Source organism: Pedobacter sp. SG908 (genome assembly GCF_011759615.1).
Lineage (GTDB): Bacteria > Bacteroidota > Bacteroidia > Sphingobacteriales > Sphingobacteriaceae > Pedobacter > Pedobacter riviphilus.
The window spans coordinates 2,836,471-2,853,700 of record NZ_JAAOYY010000001.1 but is presented as its reverse complement, the minus strand read 5'-3'; the positions used below and the strand labels follow the sequence as shown (position 1 = coordinate 2,853,700).

12 protein-coding genes are annotated in these 17,230 nt (G+C 40.2%); 9 read left to right on the top strand and 3 right to left on the bottom strand.

Annotated features, from left to right (window positions below; genetic code table 11):
- Positions 1 to 73 precede the first annotated feature (73 nt).
- A complete protein-coding gene (locus FHT21_RS11580; protein ID WP_167294820.1) occupies positions 74 to 1,519 on the bottom strand; it encodes an arginine deiminase family protein in 1,446 nt (481 codons plus the stop codon).
- 282 nt (positions 1,520 to 1,801) lie between these two features.
- On the opposite strand from FHT21_RS11580, the gene argS reads away from it, so the two are divergent.
- The 8 genes from argS (at position 1,802) to FHT21_RS11540 (ending at position 15,468) form a co-directional block, all read left to right on the top strand.
- Positions 1,802 to 3,574: an arginine--tRNA ligase gene (gene argS / locus FHT21_RS11575; RefSeq protein WP_167294819.1), complete on the top strand. Its 1,773-nt coding sequence runs from the start codon at positions 1,802 to 1,804 to the stop codon at positions 3,572 to 3,574.
- 34 nt (positions 3,575 to 3,608) lie between these two features.
- Positions 3,609 to 4,382, top strand: coding sequence for a TSUP family transporter (locus FHT21_RS11570; RefSeq protein ID WP_167294818.1), 774 nt, complete (start codon positions 3,609 to 3,611; stop codon positions 4,380 to 4,382).
- A 781-nt stretch (positions 4,383 to 5,163) separates the two neighbouring features.
- Complete coding sequence (locus FHT21_RS11565) at positions 5,164 to 5,784, top strand: hypothetical protein (protein WP_167294817.1); 621 nt, start codon at positions 5,164 to 5,166, stop codon at positions 5,782 to 5,784.
- Between the two features lie 2 nt (positions 5,785 to 5,786).
- Positions 5,787 to 6,770, top strand: a complete 984-nt coding sequence (locus FHT21_RS11560) for a hypothetical protein (protein WP_167294816.1) — start codon at positions 5,787 to 5,789, stop codon at positions 6,768 to 6,770.
- Positions 6,771 to 6,845: 75 nt separating this feature from the next.
- Positions 6,846 to 7,838 carry a hypothetical protein gene (locus FHT21_RS11555; protein WP_167294815.1) on the top strand — a complete coding sequence of 331 codons (993 nt, stop codon included), beginning with the start codon at positions 6,846 to 6,848 and terminating at the stop codon, positions 7,836 to 7,838.
- Between the two features lie 145 nt (positions 7,839 to 7,983).
- Complete coding sequence (locus FHT21_RS11550) at positions 7,984 to 11,517, top strand: hypothetical protein (protein ID WP_167294814.1); 3,534 nt, start codon at positions 7,984 to 7,986, stop codon at positions 11,515 to 11,517.
- Positions 11,518 to 11,526: 9 nt separating this feature from the next.
- Positions 11,527 to 14,934 carry a DUF6443 domain-containing protein gene (locus FHT21_RS11545; protein WP_167294813.1) on the top strand — a complete coding sequence of 1,136 codons (3,408 nt, stop codon included), beginning with the start codon at positions 11,527 to 11,529 and terminating at the stop codon, positions 14,932 to 14,934.
- On the top strand, positions 14,935 to 15,468 hold the full coding sequence (locus FHT21_RS11540) for a hypothetical protein (RefSeq protein WP_167294812.1): 534 nt from the start codon (positions 14,935 to 14,937) through the stop codon (positions 15,466 to 15,468).
- Positions 15,469 to 15,520: 52 nt separating this feature from the next.
- On the opposite strand, the gene FHT21_RS11535 is transcribed toward FHT21_RS11540, so the two are convergent.
- Both FHT21_RS11535 and FHT21_RS11530 read right to left on the bottom strand, forming a co-directional pair.
- A complete protein-coding gene (locus tag FHT21_RS11535) occupies positions 15,521 to 15,799 on the bottom strand; it encodes a hypothetical protein (RefSeq protein WP_167294811.1) in 279 nt (92 codons plus the stop codon).
- Positions 15,800 to 15,827: 28 nt separating this feature from the next.
- Positions 15,828 to 16,013 carry a hypothetical protein gene (locus tag FHT21_RS11530; protein ID WP_167294810.1) on the bottom strand — a complete coding sequence of 62 codons (186 nt, stop codon included), beginning with the start codon at positions 16,011 to 16,013 and terminating at the stop codon, positions 15,828 to 15,830.
- A 303-nt stretch (positions 16,014 to 16,316) separates the two neighbouring features.
- Here FHT21_RS11530 and FHT21_RS24960 point away from each other — a divergent pair, with 303 nt between their 5' ends.
- On the top strand, positions 16,317 to 17,228 hold the full coding sequence (locus FHT21_RS24960; RefSeq protein WP_347878499.1) for an RHS repeat-associated core domain-containing protein: 912 nt from the start codon (positions 16,317 to 16,319) through the stop codon (positions 17,226 to 17,228).
- Positions 17,229 to 17,230 lie beyond the last annotated feature (2 nt).

The following is a 17,230-nucleotide window of genomic DNA, read 5'->3' as shown; positions in this document are numbered from 1 at the left end:
TTCGTCATGCTGAATTCATTACAGGATCTCTCTGATGAGATGCTGAAATAAATTCAGCATGACGTTATCATATCTATAAATTATCTCTTAAAACAGGCAAACTCATACAATGGAAACCACCACGGGCACGCGATAACTCTGCCGATGGCATTAAAATCAAAGTATCGGTTATGGTTTCTGCATTTACTTTGCCACTTTCTAAATCCTCAATCAAATCTTTTACATCCACCACGTCAAAGCCTGCTGTTTTAAAAGCTTCAACGGTTTTATCGTTTCTATCATAACCTAAAACCACGCCTTCTTTAATGGCCAAAAGGTTACATGAATCTGTCCATTGCTCTCTCGAATCGTAAGGGAACTGGTTATTTCCACTGTAGATAATTTTGGTCGGTTCGGTGCTTTTTAAATCGTTCTGGCTAATATCATTTAACAAAGCTTCTACATGTTCGAAATGTTTCGGTTCGCTAGGGTTGGCTTTTGTAAACTGGATAGCTGTGGTTGCTTCAAGCTTTTCTGGCTCTTTTAAAAAGTTGATCGGCTCGTAGGGATTATATTTTGGTGAGTGGGCAATCGAATTTAAAATTACCCAGGTATTGCGCTTAACCTGCGTAAAAACAGTATCAAGGTGCATGTAATCGCGTTTGCTCGGTATTTTTACCACCGTTACCTTTTCTACCACATCCTGATCAAACAATAATTTAATGGCTTCGTTGGCACCATGTTCCGATGTCCTTTCGCTACAACCAATCAATACGTGGTTGGGGCTTACCATCATCACATCACCACCTTCTAAAGTAGTGCTAAATGCTGGCTCATCACCTGGCCTTAAAAAGTGCATGGTTACATCTGGAATCTCGAGAATATTATCGCGGTAGCCTTCAAACAAAGGGTGGTTAAAGAAAATATAACGCATTAAAAGCGTTTCCCGCACACGGGCTTTTTTTGCCGGTTTGTTTAATAAAATGTGGTTGTTAATGGTTGTGCCTACATCCCTGGTGAAAATTAAATTGGGGATGGGCGCAAAAATCATCGTATCGTTGGCCAACGTACCGGAGATAAAAATCTCGGCCAGCTGTTTCGGATCAGTATTGCTTAATTCTAACTGAACTTTATAAGTACAGCCTTCAATCGCACAAACGGCAGCAACCAGTTTTTTCCGGATAGATTCGTTCTCCAGCATTTCACTTAACAGGTTCTGAATCTCGATTACCGATTTAGAATTATGAAAATCGGGGTGGTTGGGCTTGTAAAAATTACGGTTAGCTGCTTCTGAATCTATTTCGGCCAGTTTTCCTTTAATCTTATCAGGATCAAGAAAATACATCAACAGTTTAATATAATAATCGTATTCGCCTTTACGGATGGTATCTAAATGTACAATATCTTCGAAAAGCCAATCTTGTGCCTTAGAGGGTACTACTTTGCCTAATCCACTATCAGGACTATGTATCAATAATTTACGCAATCTGCCGATTTCGGTGTTTACGCTCACTTTAAAATTTGGGTTCTGCTCGCTCATAAAAAAGTTAGTTATTGCAAATCTATTAGAAAAATTCAGATATGAGAATTGAGAGGATAGATTTGAGATAGACTAATACGTAGATAGGTTTATTTATTGCACAGAACCAACTTAATAAACCTTATTGAAGCGACAGCTCCCGATTCCTTCAATCGGGACTATAGCGAAAAGAAGGACTATCGGAACCGATGTGCACTATAGCAGCTTTCCAAACCTTTAAAAGCTCGAAAACCTTCCATCTTAAACCTTTCACCTTCCACCTTTTTTGCATATTTTTGGCCCATGAATTTTATTATTGCCGAAACACAGAAAGCCATTTTTGAACTTTATAAGGAAGAAATAGCTGAGGGTGTAATCAACATACAAGAAACACGTAAAGAATTTGAAGGACAGGCAACCATTGTTGTTTTTCCGTTTACCAAAATTTCGAAGAAATCGCCGGAGCAAACGGCTACTGAAATTGGAGAGTATTTGGTTGCTAACGTAACGGATATCACCAAATTTAATGTGGTTAAAGGCTTTTTGAACTTAAGCATTGCCGAAAGTTATTTCTTAAAACAGTTTAATGAGGAAATTTTATCGCCTAATTTTGGTGTGTATGCACCGAACGGTAAAAAGGTAATGGTAGAGTATTCTTCGCCAAATACCAATAAACCGCTTCACCTGGGGCACGTGCGTAATAACCTGTTGGGTTATTCGGTTTCCGAACTGCTTAAAGCTTACGGTTATGATGTGGTGAAGGTAAACCTGGTTAACGACCGTGGTATACACATCTGTAAATCAATGCTGGCCTGGCAAAAATGGGGCAATGGCGAAACACCAGAAAGTACAGGTGAAAAGGGCGACCATTTGGTTGGAAGATACTATGTCATATTTGATAAAGAGTACAAAAAAGAGATTGATGTTTTAAAGGCGGAAGGACAAACCGAAGAAGAAGCCAAGAAAAATGCACCATTGATTAAAGAAGCACAGCAAATGCTTTTGAAATGGGAGCAAGGGGATGAAGAAGTGGTTTCGCTCTGGAAAACGATGAACGAGTGGGTTTATGCGGGTTTTAATATTACGTATAAAAACCTTGGGGTAGATTTTGATAAATTCTATTACGAAAGCAATACTTACCTGCTGGGAAAAGATACCGTTGAGGAAGGTTTAGCCAAAGGCGTTTTCTTTAAAAAGGAAGATGGTTCGGTATGGATTGATTTAACTGCCGATGGTTTAGACCAGAAACTGGTTTTACGTGCTGATGGAACTTCGGTTTACATTACACAGGATTTAGGCACTGCTGAGATGAAACACGACGATTTCAACATGGATGAGTCGATTTATGTGGTAGGAAATGAACAGGATTACCATTTCAAAGTGTTGTTCCTTATTTTAGAAAAGCTGGGCAAAAGCTGGGCAAAAGGTTTATATCATTTATCGTATGGTATGGTCGATCTGCCAAATGGTAAGATGAAAAGCCGCGAAGGAACCGTTGTAGATGCTGACGAGTTGATTGAAAGCATGGTAACCACCGCCCGCGAAAAAACAGAAGAATTGGGTAAAACCAACGATTTTAGTGAAGCAGATAAAGAAGAGCTATATAAAAATATAGGTCTTGGTGCCTTGAAATATTTCCTTTTAAAGGTTGAGCCTAAAAAACGTTTGTTGTTCAATCCTGCCGAAAGTATCGATTTTCAAGGGAATACTGGTCCATTTATCCAATATACGCATGCAAGGATTAAATCATTGTTGAGTAAATCGGATTATCAGTTTGCGGTTGGCAGTGAACAATTTTCAGGAATATCGGATGTAGAATTGGAAATGATTCTTCAACTGGCGAAATACCCTGCGGAGATTGCTATTGCCGCTAAGGCCTACAGTCCGGCGAGTTTGGCCAACTATTTATACGAACTGGCTAAGCTGTTCAACAAGTTTTATCATGAAGTACCGCCAATTGTAAAAACAGAAGAAGGTGAAGTAAAACAGTTCCGTTTAAACCTGAGTAAAAAAACTGCTGATGTAATTCAAGCCGGAATGTTGATTCTGGGGATTACCTCTCCGGAAAGAATGTAGGATAGGAAATAGATGATGCAGTTTTACGAGCAATATGGCAACTGAACTTATTTTACTTTGTTTGGTGGCTTTTGCGGCCGGATTTATAGATGCTATTGTAGGTGGCGGTGGTTTATTACAAACACCCGCCATTTTACTTATTTTACCACATTATCCTGTGGCTACGCTTTTAGGGACTACCAAAATTCCATCGATGGCGGGTACAACGCTGGCCGCTTTCAAATATTCAAAACAGGTTCGTTTTAATTATAAGGTACTTGCTGCCTGTGTGCTTACGGCATTTTTAGCGGCACTTTTAGGCGCGTTTTTGGTGAGTAGGATAGATAATTCGGTCATTAAGCCTGTAATTCTTGTCGTGCTCATTTTAGTTGCGCTTTATACCTATTTTAACAAACAATTTGGTATCCACCAAGAGAAAGACCATTCGATCAAAAAACAGGTTTTAATGGCTGCTTTATTTGGCATATTGATTGGTTTTTATGATGGTTTAATTGGCCCCGGAACGGGATCTTTTTTGATTTTGGTTTTTATTGCTGTACTGGGCTTCGATTTTATTGGTGCCAGTGCGCACGCCAAAATTGTAAACATGGCTACTAATCTGGCCGCTATTATCTATTTCAGTTCTACCGGGCATATCCTATTTCAATATGCCATCCCAATGGCGCTGTTTAACCTCACCGGTGCTTTTTTCGGTACAAAACTGGCCTTGCTTAAAGGGAATAAATTTGTACGTGTATTTTTTCTGATCGTTGTTTTCGGAACAATTCTACGCTTTGCTTACGATATTTTGAAAGCGCATGTTGTGTAAGATGTAAATGGATACGGTAAAGTAAATAATTTTAAGATACACTTCCGTTTATCGCTAATCATTTAATTATTAAACAGCATCAATTACTTTTGGATGCAAGAATTGCAATCGGCTAAAAAAACAAATATTTATACGTAAAATCTACAATTCGAAAACTAAAATAACAGCTTATCCATCTAAATACTCATTTTGATTAAACAACAGATCAAGTTGGGGGGCATCAGGTAAGTTTTGTGTTTGGCATCTATATTCAAAGGGCGACGAGGATTCAGTGAAAGAATAGGAGTTAATGTGGTCTATTATTGAAATAATAATTCCTGGTACAATTTAAAATTGTTGAAAGATGATTGAATTATTGATCTATTAAGTTTGGTCACAAAAACTGGCACGTTCATGTAATTTTTTTTGGTTTATTTCTTAAAAAATGGTACTTCGTTGTGTCTAATTGATAACTTCGTAAAATCTAAATTCATAATTAAACATGTACAGATATGACGCTCAAAACTTTCATCATCCTTCCTGCCTATTGCAGTTTTAATCCTTATTGGCAACTTATAAATAGGAATAATATCTCGTGAATCGGTAAAATTACCGAAGGTTTAGTTCGTCTAAATAAAGACGGATTCATCCTGCTTTTTTATCGTTTTACTAATTGATCGGCCTATTCCTGCTTTTCAGAATAAAACTAACATGATGCTTAATGTGCATATATAAAAGGCTAAACGGGATAAAAAGCAGCCAATTTCATCTAAAAAATTATCACTAATTCAAATTAAATCAAATGAAAAAAATTATTATTACTCTATTTTTCTTGTGTCCGTTTTTATTAAAGGCTCAATATGGTAAAGAAGTGGTAGCTAACGGCTGGCAACAACTTTATGTGTATTTAGGAAGTTTTCCTCCCGACGATGCCTCTAATTTAAAAAAAGCAACCCAATTGATTGCGAATACGGTGACCGAAACACTGCCATCTGGGCTGGTTGAAATTGCACCTTTAAATATTCGCCCGATACAAACAAGTGACCATGAAGGGAATGTGGCCATAAACATGGCAACTACCGATGCCAATTATAAATTATCGGTAAATGGGAAAATCCGTACGAAAGAGGTAAGAGTAGAAGCGGCCAACTGGCCGGATTATGTTTTTGAGGAAGGTTATGATCTTGGAACACTGAAAGGCTTGGAAAGTTACATTAAAACAAATAAACACCTGCCCGAAATGCCTTCAGCAAAAGAAATTGAAGCAAATGGGGTAAGCGTTAGTGAAATGCTTAAGCTGCAGCAAAAAAAAATAGAGGAGCTCACTTTGCATTTGATTGAAAAGGATAAAAAAATCGATGCACTAATTGAAAGGGTGGAAGTTCTGGAGTATAAATCTAAAACCAATAAACAAAAACCATAGTTATGAATTTTAAGTTTTTAATGATCTTTTCCTTATTATCTGGCAGCAGCTTGGCTTATGCGCAGAACACTTTTCCGACTAATGGCCCTGCAGGTATTGGAACAGTTAATCCAGATGCTCCCTTGCAGATATTCGTCGGTCCAGACAGTAAACCTGCGGGAGTAGTTTCAGCTGCACAATCTGCATTAAAGTTCTCAAGGTTTGGTACACCGAACTACAGTTACAACGAATCTGCTGAATTTAGGATAGCCCATGGTGGACCTTATTATTGGGGATCGAGGTTAGATCTCTTTGTGAATGGGGCTAGTAACCAAACAAATGTTCCCGATCAGCATGCAATGACCTGGCAATACAATGGAAATGTGGGGATAGGGACAGTAGACCCTAGCGCAACATTAGATGTTCACGGTACTGCAAAATTTGGAGGTCATAATGCAAATCTTGATGCGGCAGGAAATCCTGTTTCATATCAAAATTTAGTAGGTACAGGTAAAATGCTTATTGGGTGGAATAGGGCTGCTGGGCATGGAGAAACGGATTTTGTGGCTAATGAAGGGGCAGGATCTCAAGGTGGATTCGCTTTTTATAGTTATAACAACGCCAGTCAAGAGAAACAACTGTTAAGGGTATTAGGCAATGGGAATGTGGGAATAGGGGCAATGAACCCACAGGATAAACTTACCGTGGCGGGAAACATAGGTGCACGTGAAATTAAGGTTTCTACCACTGCAGGTGCCGATTTTGTGTTTGATCCTGCTTATAAACTTCCAGCGTTAGCCGAACTGGAAAAATTTGTAAAAACTAACAAACACCTACCAGAGATTCCGACTGCCAAGCAAATGGTAGAAAATGGTGTAAACCTCGGTGAGCTGAATATTAAATTATTGCAAAAAGTAGAAGAACTCACTTTGCATCTTATTGAGTTAAGTAAGAAAGTCGAAGCTCAGGATGCGTACATCAAAACCTTAAATAAAAAGGTGAAATGATTTAGCCGTATATCTGTTAGGAGTCTGAAAACCGATACCCTTTTTTAAATTTTAACCCAAAACCAATCAAATCATATGAAAATTTTAATATTCTCAATCTTGCTGTGTTCAGCCAGTGTTGCTGCTGCGCAAACTAAAGTATTAACTACAGGAAACAATCTTATTGATGCAGCTAATCCTTATGCTGCTGATGTAGTAATCGGAAGCGATGGTGATGGGGGTGCCAGGCATGATGGTAGTATGATGTGGTGGTCTAGCTATAGTGCTACCCGTATCAGCGGTAGCGGTACTTCCCTTAAATTTTCGGTATGGGATAGTCCACAAACGCCTAATGTTTCTCTTGCGGCAGACTTAGGCGGAACCAGCTTTTTGATGGGGAATGTGGGGATTGGTACAGCTGCTGCAAATGATAGGCTTGTGGTAAATGGAAATATTAGGGCTATTCTAGATCAGGCTAATTTCCCCAATAAAAATGTGGCAGGCATCGTTTCGTTAGGTTTTTCAGGAATTACAGGGGCACAAAACTGGGCGCTAAGAGGCGTATATCAGCACGGTTTTGGTGTGGGTAACAATGCTGATGGTGGTGATCTGGATGTGATTAAATCACTAAATGGAAATACAGTTCTGGCCACTAAAACGGATGGATCTGCCCTTGGTAATGTGGGCATTGGCACCACTAACCCACAGGATAAACTTACCGTAGCGGGAACGATCGGTGCACGTGAAATTAAGGTCTCTGCCACTGCAGGTGCTGATTTTGTGTTTGAGCCTGCCTATAAACTCCCCGAGTTAGCAGAACTCGAAAAATTTGTAAAAACCAATAAACACCTGCCGGAGATCCCGACTGCCAAGCAAATGGTAGAAAATGGTGTAAACCTGGGGGAGCTGAACATTAAACTGTTGCAGAAGGTAGAAGAACTCACCTTGCATCTCATCGAAAAAGATAAGGCCATAACAGCGCTAGAGAAGAAAAATACTCAACTGATAGAAAGCCAAAAGAGTTTTGTAGCAACACTTGAATACCTTACAAAGAGAATGGAGTTATTGGAAAAACAAAATCAGAAATAATGAAAAAAATATATTTTGGCTTTTTTTTAATCTTTTGGCTATCTATAAATACTTACGCCCAGTTGGGGACAACCAAAGGAGATGCATTGGAAATATCCCAATCAAGTGGTGTAACCACAAATAACATTTTAATTTGTTTTATTATATGAAAGGAAAAAAAATAAGCCTTTTAAGTTTTTTGGCTGCTCTTTGTTTGAGCCTAGGTACGCTGAAGGTTCAGGCTCAGTATGTACCTCAAAATTTAGTCTCTATACCTCCAACTCCTCAGGCATCTTCGTTATTTAAATTTGTGGAAACCCCTGTTAGTGAGAATACAGGAATTCCAAATATTTCGATCCCAATCTATACGATCAATTTAAAGTCTTTTTCCTTTCCAATCAGCTTGAAATATCATTCTAGTGGGGCAAAGGTTGAGGAGCAGTCGGGTAATATCGGATTGGGCTGGGCGATAGAAGCAGGAGGAACCATCACCAGTTCAATTAATGACTTGCCGGATTTCAGTGTAAATTCTCCTTACGCAGATTTTCCGCAGGACAGGGAGTTACATCCTGAAAAAATACAGGTAGGTGGAATTTTCCAGGAAAATGCAGATTATACTCAATTGATGAACTTAATGGGGAACCCCATTATTTACGGATCCTCTTCTGGGCAGGTACAGCGGGCCGATCTTCAGCCAGACATGTTCTATTATTCCATGTTTGAAAAGGCAGGCAAATTTTTCTTTACAAAAGATGGTGTTGCCCATACCATTCCGGCTGGCAGGCTGATCATTGAACGGAATACAACCATTGGTTACAAAATAAAAGATGAACGTGGAGTAGTTTATATTTATGATGTAGCTGAGAACATCCATACCAGTAGTACAACTTTCAGTAACCATCCTGAAATGGGTGGAGGCTCGACTTCTGTTCTGAGTGCTTCGTATCACCTCTCCAGTATTGTCACGCCTACAAATGATGTAATCACCATTACCTATAAAACCCAAAATTATTCTTATGTAACGCATCCCTCGTTCTCCCGTTACAGAACCTTACCCGGATCGTCGTTTTGTGTGAATATTGATGGTGAAACCCATACGGAGACTACCACAACTGTAGATGGAAAATTTATTGATGAGATTGTTTCTAACAAGGGACATAAAGTTAAATTCCTTTATTCAGACTGTCAACGTTTGGATATGCCTGGAACATATCCATTAAAGCAAATAGATATTTACCTAAATGGTGCGGTAAGAAGTGTTGAGATGGTTCAGGAATACTTTGGGTTGGAAACTTTCAACTGCAATACACAGGTTAACGCCAGCAGTGTCAAATTGAAGCTTAAGCGAATTAAGGAGCATTCCAAAGGTGATTATATCTTTGATTATTATGGGGGTTTTATGCCAGATCGTTTCAGTTTTGTTACTGATCATTGGGGTTATTATAATGGCGTAGGAGGCTTATTTGCTGCTGCCCCTGAATATGGTTTTTCCACAGGATCAGACAAATCCCCCAATCTGGAATATACAAAAGTTGGTGTGTTGAACAAAATAACCTATCCTACAGGTGGCTATACTGTTTTTGATCATGAGCTCAACAGGTTTCCCGATCAGGTATCGGTTGGAGAAACGCCCGGAGCGCAAAAAGATGCCTCAGTTTATTTTGAGAATTATACAAATGAACCTGTCAGGAGATATGTTCATTTCACTATTCCGGATAATGTCGAGCCCGGAAGTATTGTTGCTTATTGGCAATGTACCAATGGCACCTATAATCCGCAGTTTTCAATCTCGCTATATAATGCTGGTTATACTTATAACCGGGGTTTTGGTGGTACTTCTCCAGCGATGGGTGAGGGATTGAGTCTATATCCGGGCAATTATACAATCGAGGTTTATGAGTATGGTCTTTATGAAGAAGGGAACTTTAGGGTAATATGGAAAGAAAAACCTGTGCCAGGTACGATAGAAACCAGAGATGTAGATGGCGGCGGACTTAGGGTCAAAAGTATAAAGGATTATGATCCAGGATCAAATGATCCCAGGTTGTCCAGAAGCTATACGTATACAAAAAGTGCCAGCCCGACACTTTCCAGTGGAGAGACATTCGGCAAGCCGTTGTATAGTACTGTTTACGATAAATATACCTATGCCATTAATCCTGACAATAACAGTGGTTTAGATGAGAAGATATGCCGTTATTATTTACAGAGTTCAAAGAGTAAATTGCCGCTAACTGGAGGCCAATTTGGGAATGTGGTATATACTGAGGTTCAGAAATTTGTAGAAAGTTCTACTGGTGAGAATAATGGTTATACCAATAATACCTATTCTTTTTTTAAGGATTATAAACCCTATTTCATGTATCCTTTTACGCCTCCTACAAGTTATGAATGGATGAGTGGGTATCTTACCAAATCTGAGACCTATGGAAAAAATGATAATGGGTATATCTTGAAAAGAAGAGTAACCAACGAATATAACTTTAATTATACTCCTCCAGATTATACTCAAAATCCATCTGAATCAGGTGGGCACTATACCCCTCCAACTAAACCAAATGAAGCACATGCACTTGGTTTGAACGTTATTGTGGATCGTCCTGAATATGTTATTGGTGCAGGCCGATATCCTGCAAGATTTACGATAGAATCTTTCAAGCTAATCTCATCCTGGGTGTATTTGCAACGTTCAACGGAAGATATTTTTGAACAAAATGGACCTCAGGTAAGTCTCGTAACAAATAATTACTATGATAATCCCCTGCATTCTCAATTAACCAGAAGTACGACTTCTAATAGTAAGGGTGGTTTTGACGGAAAATTATATACCTATGCTTATGATTACCCATCAGGAGTACCGTTTATTGATGATCTTAAAAGCAATAATCTGGTCACAGTCCCAATAGAATCTATTTCCTATAAAATAGACACTGATCAGAGCTGGAATATTGTTTCGGGGGAAATTTCAGAGTATAAGAGCGGAGGAAAAGGATTGATCGAAAATATGTATCTGCTCGAAACAAATGGAGTTCTACCGTTATCTGGGTTTAAGATTTCAAATGCCGGAACGGGAAGTGTTGTTACTTCAGGTAACCCCGGCATGTATCAAAAAGATAACAGGTATTTTAGAAAGATCAATGTATCTCAATATGACGATGCAAGTAATATTGCACAGATCAATACTAAGGTTGATGGCAATGAGACTTCCAATGATAGGGATGTTAGGGTTTCTTACCTGTGGGGATATGAAAAACAACATGTTATTGCTGAGGTCCGGAATGCTTCTGCTGACGAATTCTTCTTCGAGAATTTTGAAAGTATCGGGCAAGTTGGGCATTCACATACCGGAGAGAAACTTTGGAATGGTAGTTATACCGTTAATTGGAGTCGCCCTAATAACCGTAACTATGAAATAAGTTACTGGTGTTTAAATAATAACTTATGGGTTTTCAAGCAAGAGATTTACACCGGGAATTCAGCTCAGTTAAGTGGAGGAACAGCCTATGATGACGTCAGGATTTATCCATCAGATGCACAAATTACGACCTATACTTATGACCCTTTGGTTGGAATGACGAGCATGACCGATGCCAAAGGCATGACCACCTATTACGAATACGATGCCTTCCAGCGTTTAAAAACCATTAAAGACCAGAACGGCAACATTTTAAAACAGACTGATTACCACTATAAAAACTAAGACGCTCCCATGAAACAACATCTAAAATATTTTTACGCTGCGGCAGCGCTATTGCTGCTTGCTGGCCGCTCTTCTGCGCAGAAAGTGGTATCTGTGTACAATGGCGAAAGCGAGATCAGTGCACCGCTGAGTGTCACACTGATCGACGGTTTCCATACCATGGGGCCTGTACGCATTTTTACCACAGGGCTGAGCTATCTTAACTGTCAGCCGCTATCTTCAACCCCCAGTACCAACCAGAACTTTATCCTTACGCGTACTTTTAAGCAACCGGTTACCGATGCCACACTGGGCAATAGCCGCAGTGTGTGCGAAGAAAACCAGGCCATCCAGTATTTCGATGGGCTGGGCAGGCCATTACAGACCGTTCAGGTACAGGGCAGCCCGGGTTTTAAGGATATTGTACAACCTGTGGCCTATGATGCCTTTGGCCGCGAGCAATTTAAATACCAGCCCTATGCAGCGCAGACAGGCACTACGGGCAGTTTCCGCTCTTCAGCCATAAACGAGCAGCATGACTTTTTTCATTTACCAATGGTGCCTGGAATAAAGGCTACAGACTATGCCTTTGCCGAAACGGTTTTCGAAGCCTCTCCGTTAAACCGGGTACTGCAGCAGGGTTCCCCTGGTGCCGACTGGCAAATTAACAGTGGCCATACGCTTAAAACCGATTATGGAACCAATGCCGAGAATGAGGTAAAACTGTGGACGATAAACAGCACCGACAATGGCGCAACAGCCGGGGTTTACCAGCCGGGAAAACTGTATAAAACCATTTTTAAGGATGAGAACTGGGTACCTTCTGATTTAAAAGCCGGCACTACCGAGGAGTTTAAGGATTTTGAAGGGCATGTGGTATTGAAACGGGTATGGGAAACCGATGGCAAAAGCCTGAGTACCTATTATGTGTACGATGACCTGGGTAACCTGCGTTATGTGCTGCCGCCTGCGGTAAACGAGCATACGGACAGGCTGTCTGCGCCGATCAGCACTTTTGACGAAAGCCAAACGGTTTTCGATCAGTTTATCTACGGTTACCATTACGATGGCCGCAAAAGGCTGACAGAGAAAAAGATCCCTGGCAAGGGCTGGGAGTTTATGGTTTACAATAAGCTTGACCAGGTGGTGATGAGCCAGGATGCCAACCAGCGTAACAAAAGCCCTCAGGAATGGAATTTTACCAAATATGATGCCTTTGGCAGGGTAGTGATCAGCGGGCGTTATATTGATGATCTTCATAACGGACAGTCGGGCACCAATTATAGGGTTTCTTTTCAGGATATCGCAAACGGAACTGCTGCTTATGAAAAACCTGATGCATCAAATACGCAGATCGGTTATAGTAACGATGCCATTCCACAGGGCAGTATCGGAGATTATTATGTACTGAACTACTACGACGATTATGATTTTGTAGGTAACACCTTTGGCCAGCCCGGCACAGGTCAGGCGCCAAAGGAGCGGACCAAAAGCCTGCTTACGGGTACCAAGGTAAAGAACCTGGGTACCGGCACGATGCTGCTTACGGTAAACTATTACGACTTGGAAGGGCGTATCATACAAAGCAAAAGCAGCAACCACCTGAACGGTACTGATGTGGTAGACAATACCTGGAACTTTGATGGCAGCCTGAGGGCCAGCACGCGTACGCACACGATAGGCGGGGCAGTTACCACCATTGCCAACCGTTATGAGTACGACCATATGGGCCGTAAGCTTGCTACTTTTGAGAACATCAACAATCAGGGCGAGGTAGCATTGAACCATCTGGAATACAATGAAATCGGACAGTTGAACAAAAAGAACCTGCACAACGATAGTCAGGCCACTACCTTTGCCTACAACGAGCGTGGCTGGATGAAGAACAGTACATCCGATCAGTTTAGTATGGAACTGAAATATAACGATGGTACTTTACCACAGTTCAATGGTAATATCTCGAGCCAGGGTTATACCAACGGTACGCTCAATACCTTCAATTATACTTACGACAGGCTGAACCGTTTGACTAACGCTGCAGCAGGCAACAACCTGGGCGAGGCCATTAGTTACGATGTAATGGGCAATATTACCAGTTTAAGCCGTGATAATTTTGGTACGAATAGTTACAATAGTTACAATGGCAACAGGTTGACTAGCATCAGTGGTTTTACCAACAGCAGTTATGGTTACGATGCCAATGGTAACCTCACCAGCGATAGCCAGAAAAATATCACCCTGGGATATAACTTCCTTAACCTGCCGCAAACGGTAACTGGAAGCCAGAATTTAACGTATACCTACAATGCTGCTGGCGAAAAACTGCAAAAACAAGCAGATGGTACCACAATCAATTATATTAACGGGATACAGTACACCAATAACAGTATCGATTTCATCCAGACCGAAGAAGGAATAGCCCGCAGAAGTGGCAGCAGTTACAATTACGAATATAACCTATCTGATCATTTAGGCAACGTTCGGGTCACCTTTTACCAGAACCCGATGACCAACCAACTGGAAGTATTGCAGCGTGATGATTACTACGCCTTTGGTTTAAGGAAAATGGGCGTTCCAAATTCGAATACGAATAAGTATCTTTACAATGGCAAGGAGTTGCAGGAAGAGTTGGGACAGTATGATTATGGCGCCAGGTTCTATGATCCGGTAATTGGTAGGTGGAATGTTATAGATCCGCTGGCGGAAACCAGTAGAAGGTTTAATCCATATGTTTATGGTAACAATAATCCAATTCGTTTTATAGATCCTGATGGGATGGCTTCAATGCCATTTGATGATTATGTTTTTGATCAGAATGGTAATTTTAAAAGGATTGATGAAAATAACAAACCAGATAAGTTGGTAATGGAATTTGTCGATGATCGTAAAGATATGACTATAACTACCAAAGTATATTATAATTTTAATGATCCAAAAACAGATGTTCAAGCTATCAAAAATGGAGCGATAACCCATGTAGAAATTATGGGGGACGAGAAAGTGGATAGGCAAATTAACAATAGTGGGGTTAAAGATGTGAAGTCAGGTCCACAGGATTATGCAAAAGACCAGGCTACGAAAAAAATGGATTATGGCGTAAGAGGTCAGGAAACAGGTGATTTAGCTTCAAATACGTTTTACGTACGAGAAGGAACTGCATATAACATAGGAGATATTGGAAATTACTTATGGGGTCGAGGAATGTCTGAATTAGGCATTGGGCTTGGTACAGCTAAAACGGGAGCTCACTATAATAATATTGTGAATGGACGTGATCAGAAAACTTCATCATATGATTTTGGGCCGGGAACATACGGAGGTCCAGGTTTTTGGGATTCTCCTGCGGATCAGCGTGCAATTAGCAATGGATATAATAACAATAAGAACCCGACAGTAAGAAAAATAAATTGGGCCGAACTTTTTAGAAATCCTAAATAAATGAAAAGAGTGTATAAGAGAATTCCTATTGTAATTTTTGTACTATGCTTTGTCTCAGCATGCAATCATATAGATAAATATCCTTTAAAGGTGTTTGAAAATAGAAGTGTCTTTATTGATGAATTTAATAATGTAAGTATAATAAGAAGTAGAGGAAAAAATACAATTATACTTTATCTTTATAATGGAGTGAATAAAAATCAATTTTTTTTCGATGTAGATAAAGGCAAGCTAACTTTAACTCAAACTAGTAAAAAAAATAATGAAAAGCTTTTTAAAGAAGATGAACTTTTCGAAAAACAGATAATGTTGCTAGCCGAAAGAAAGGTTAAACTAATGGATAAGTATAACATTAGAGATGTTAGCCATGAATTTCAAAATCAGGGCATTAGTATGAAAGTATATTTCAATTCCTTAGAGTCATTGCTGTATATTAAAGATATTGCAAATGTCAAAAATATAGAATGGCTAAGGCATCTTAAAAAAATAAAAAAGCTAGATGAACATTGGTTTTACGAAACTGAGCAAAGCTGAAAGACTAAATAGATAAATCAAAGTCCAGCAGTTTAAAAACTGTTGGGCTTTGTTATTTCTGTAAAAGTTCGAGTTTGATTAGCCTTGCTTTTATCGTCCCGTAGGTCCGGGAATGTAGTTTGGCGAGCTTGGTAATCTTGATGCCTTCGTTAAAGCGTTGTGTGAGCAATGCATCTTCTTCTTCACTCCATGGCAGTCCCTGGTTACCTTTTTGGGCGAGGGCTTCGAGTTGGTTAATGGCGAAGAAAAGCGCCCTGATGATTTCGGGCTGGTTGTATGGGCTATCTGCAGGGAATACTTCTTCGGTTATAGGGTCGGTGCCGGCGGCCAAGGCCTGCAGAATTTCCAGGTGTCGGTTGTTATCCTGCATAGGCTTTTTTGGCCTTGAAGTCCCTGATTAGTGCGTCAATTACTAAGAATACCTGTTTTTTATCTTCTTCAGGCAGTTTTGACACTTCCTGTATTCTGTTAAGGGTGGAGCTGTCAAGTTCCATATCGGTTTTACCAATGAGATAATCGAGTGAAACCTCAAGGGCATTGGCCATTCGTATCACGACCTCAATAGAGGGCTTGGAAAAAAAAAGCCATTATCTTTATGTTGCTGGCGAAAGCGGAAACAGGCTCTGCTGAGGAGCAACCTGCGAGGAAATACACCAGTGTGCGACGAAGTATAACGTTGAAAAGGAAGTCAGGGCTAAGGTTCTGGCTTTTCTTTTTTTGTTCATACTTCAGAGCACTCAATGCCTAAAAAAAACCTAAAAATCCCGGAGGGAACAAAAAAAATGCACCAACAACAGGCTTGTAAAACCCGAACAAAAAACTAACTTTACGCATAAGGAACGTTCTTTATAACAGCAGAAAATGCGGTAGTAAAACCTGAAAAACAGCTAAAAAGTTGTGGTAGGCAGTACGATTACGGCGCAAGGTTCTATGACCCGGTGATAGGTAGGTGGAATGTGATTGATCCATTGGCGGAGAAGATGAGGCGATTCAGTCCATATGTTTATGGAAATAACAACCCAATTAGATTTGTAGATCCTGACGGGATGGAAGGCAAAGATTGGGTAAAAAGAGGTAACCAGTATATTTGGGATGATAGGGTCGTTGATCAAAAAACTGCAGAACAGAATCAAGGTGAAAAGGCTCAGTATATCGGGGTACAGGCTGAAGTAACACCTGTGAAAGCCGACGGAACTGCTGTCGGCGCTACCGTAAACCTTAACAGTGATGGAACGGTGACCAGAGAAGGAGTTACTTTAGTTCAGAATTCAGATCAAATATTTACAAACGCTTCAGGGTCAGAGTTTGTACCAAGACAGACAGCTGGCACTCATTACGGTTTGTCAACAAATATTGCGGCTTTGGGGGGATTTGGATATGGAGGGGGGCTAGTGCATGATGCAACTGGGAAATGGGGAGTATATTTTACATTTAATGGCAATATTGGATTAGGAGAAAGCACAGGATTAGACATTGGAATGAATACCCCAACTGGTTCAGGTCAATTTTATAAAGAAGATTTTGCAGGTAATTCGGGATCTTACAATGTAGGACTATCAACTCCTGTCCTTTCGGTTGGATGGGCAAAAGGGGGAAGTTTACTTCCTCATACAGGGGGAACAGCGGCATTAAATGTAGATAATTTTGGGCAAGGGGTACGAGGGTATAAAACTTCACAGGTTGGCTTCGCTGGTCCAACTAAGGGGATGAAACTTAGTGCTTCAGCAATGTACAGTTTTGGAACGACATGGGTTTACTAAAA

Excerpts from the sequence above, each read along its gene's own strand:
- FHT21_RS11545 (WP_167294813.1), top strand. The coding sequence starts at position 11,527 with ATGAAACAACATCTAAAATATTTTTACGCTGCGGCAGCGCTATTGCTG.
- FHT21_RS11550 (WP_167294814.1), top strand. The coding sequence starts at position 7,984 with ATGAAAGGAAAAAAAATAAGCCTTTTAAGTTTTTTGGCTGCTCTTTGT.
- FHT21_RS11570 (WP_167294818.1), top strand. The coding sequence starts at position 3,609 with ATGGCAACTGAACTTATTTTACTTTGTTTGGTGGCTTTTGCGGCCGGA.
- FHT21_RS11580 (WP_167294820.1), bottom strand. The coding sequence starts at position 1,519 with ATGAGCGAGCAGAACCCAAATTTTAAAGTGAGCGTAAACACCGAAATC.
- argS (WP_167294819.1), top strand. The coding sequence starts at position 1,802 with ATGAATTTTATTATTGCCGAAACACAGAAAGCCATTTTTGAACTTTAT.
- FHT21_RS11540 (WP_167294812.1), top strand. The coding sequence starts at position 14,935 with ATGAAAAGAGTGTATAAGAGAATTCCTATTGTAATTTTTGTACTATGC.
- FHT21_RS11555 (WP_167294815.1), top strand. The coding sequence starts at position 6,846 with ATGAAAATTTTAATATTCTCAATCTTGCTGTGTTCAGCCAGTGTTGCT.
- FHT21_RS11565 (WP_167294817.1), top strand. The coding sequence starts at position 5,164 with ATGAAAAAAATTATTATTACTCTATTTTTCTTGTGTCCGTTTTTATTA.
- FHT21_RS11530 (WP_167294810.1), bottom strand. The coding sequence starts at position 16,013 with ATGGCCAATGCCCTTGAGGTTTCACTCGATTATCTCATTGGTAAAACC.
- FHT21_RS11560 (WP_167294816.1), top strand. The coding sequence starts at position 5,787 with ATGAATTTTAAGTTTTTAATGATCTTTTCCTTATTATCTGGCAGCAGC.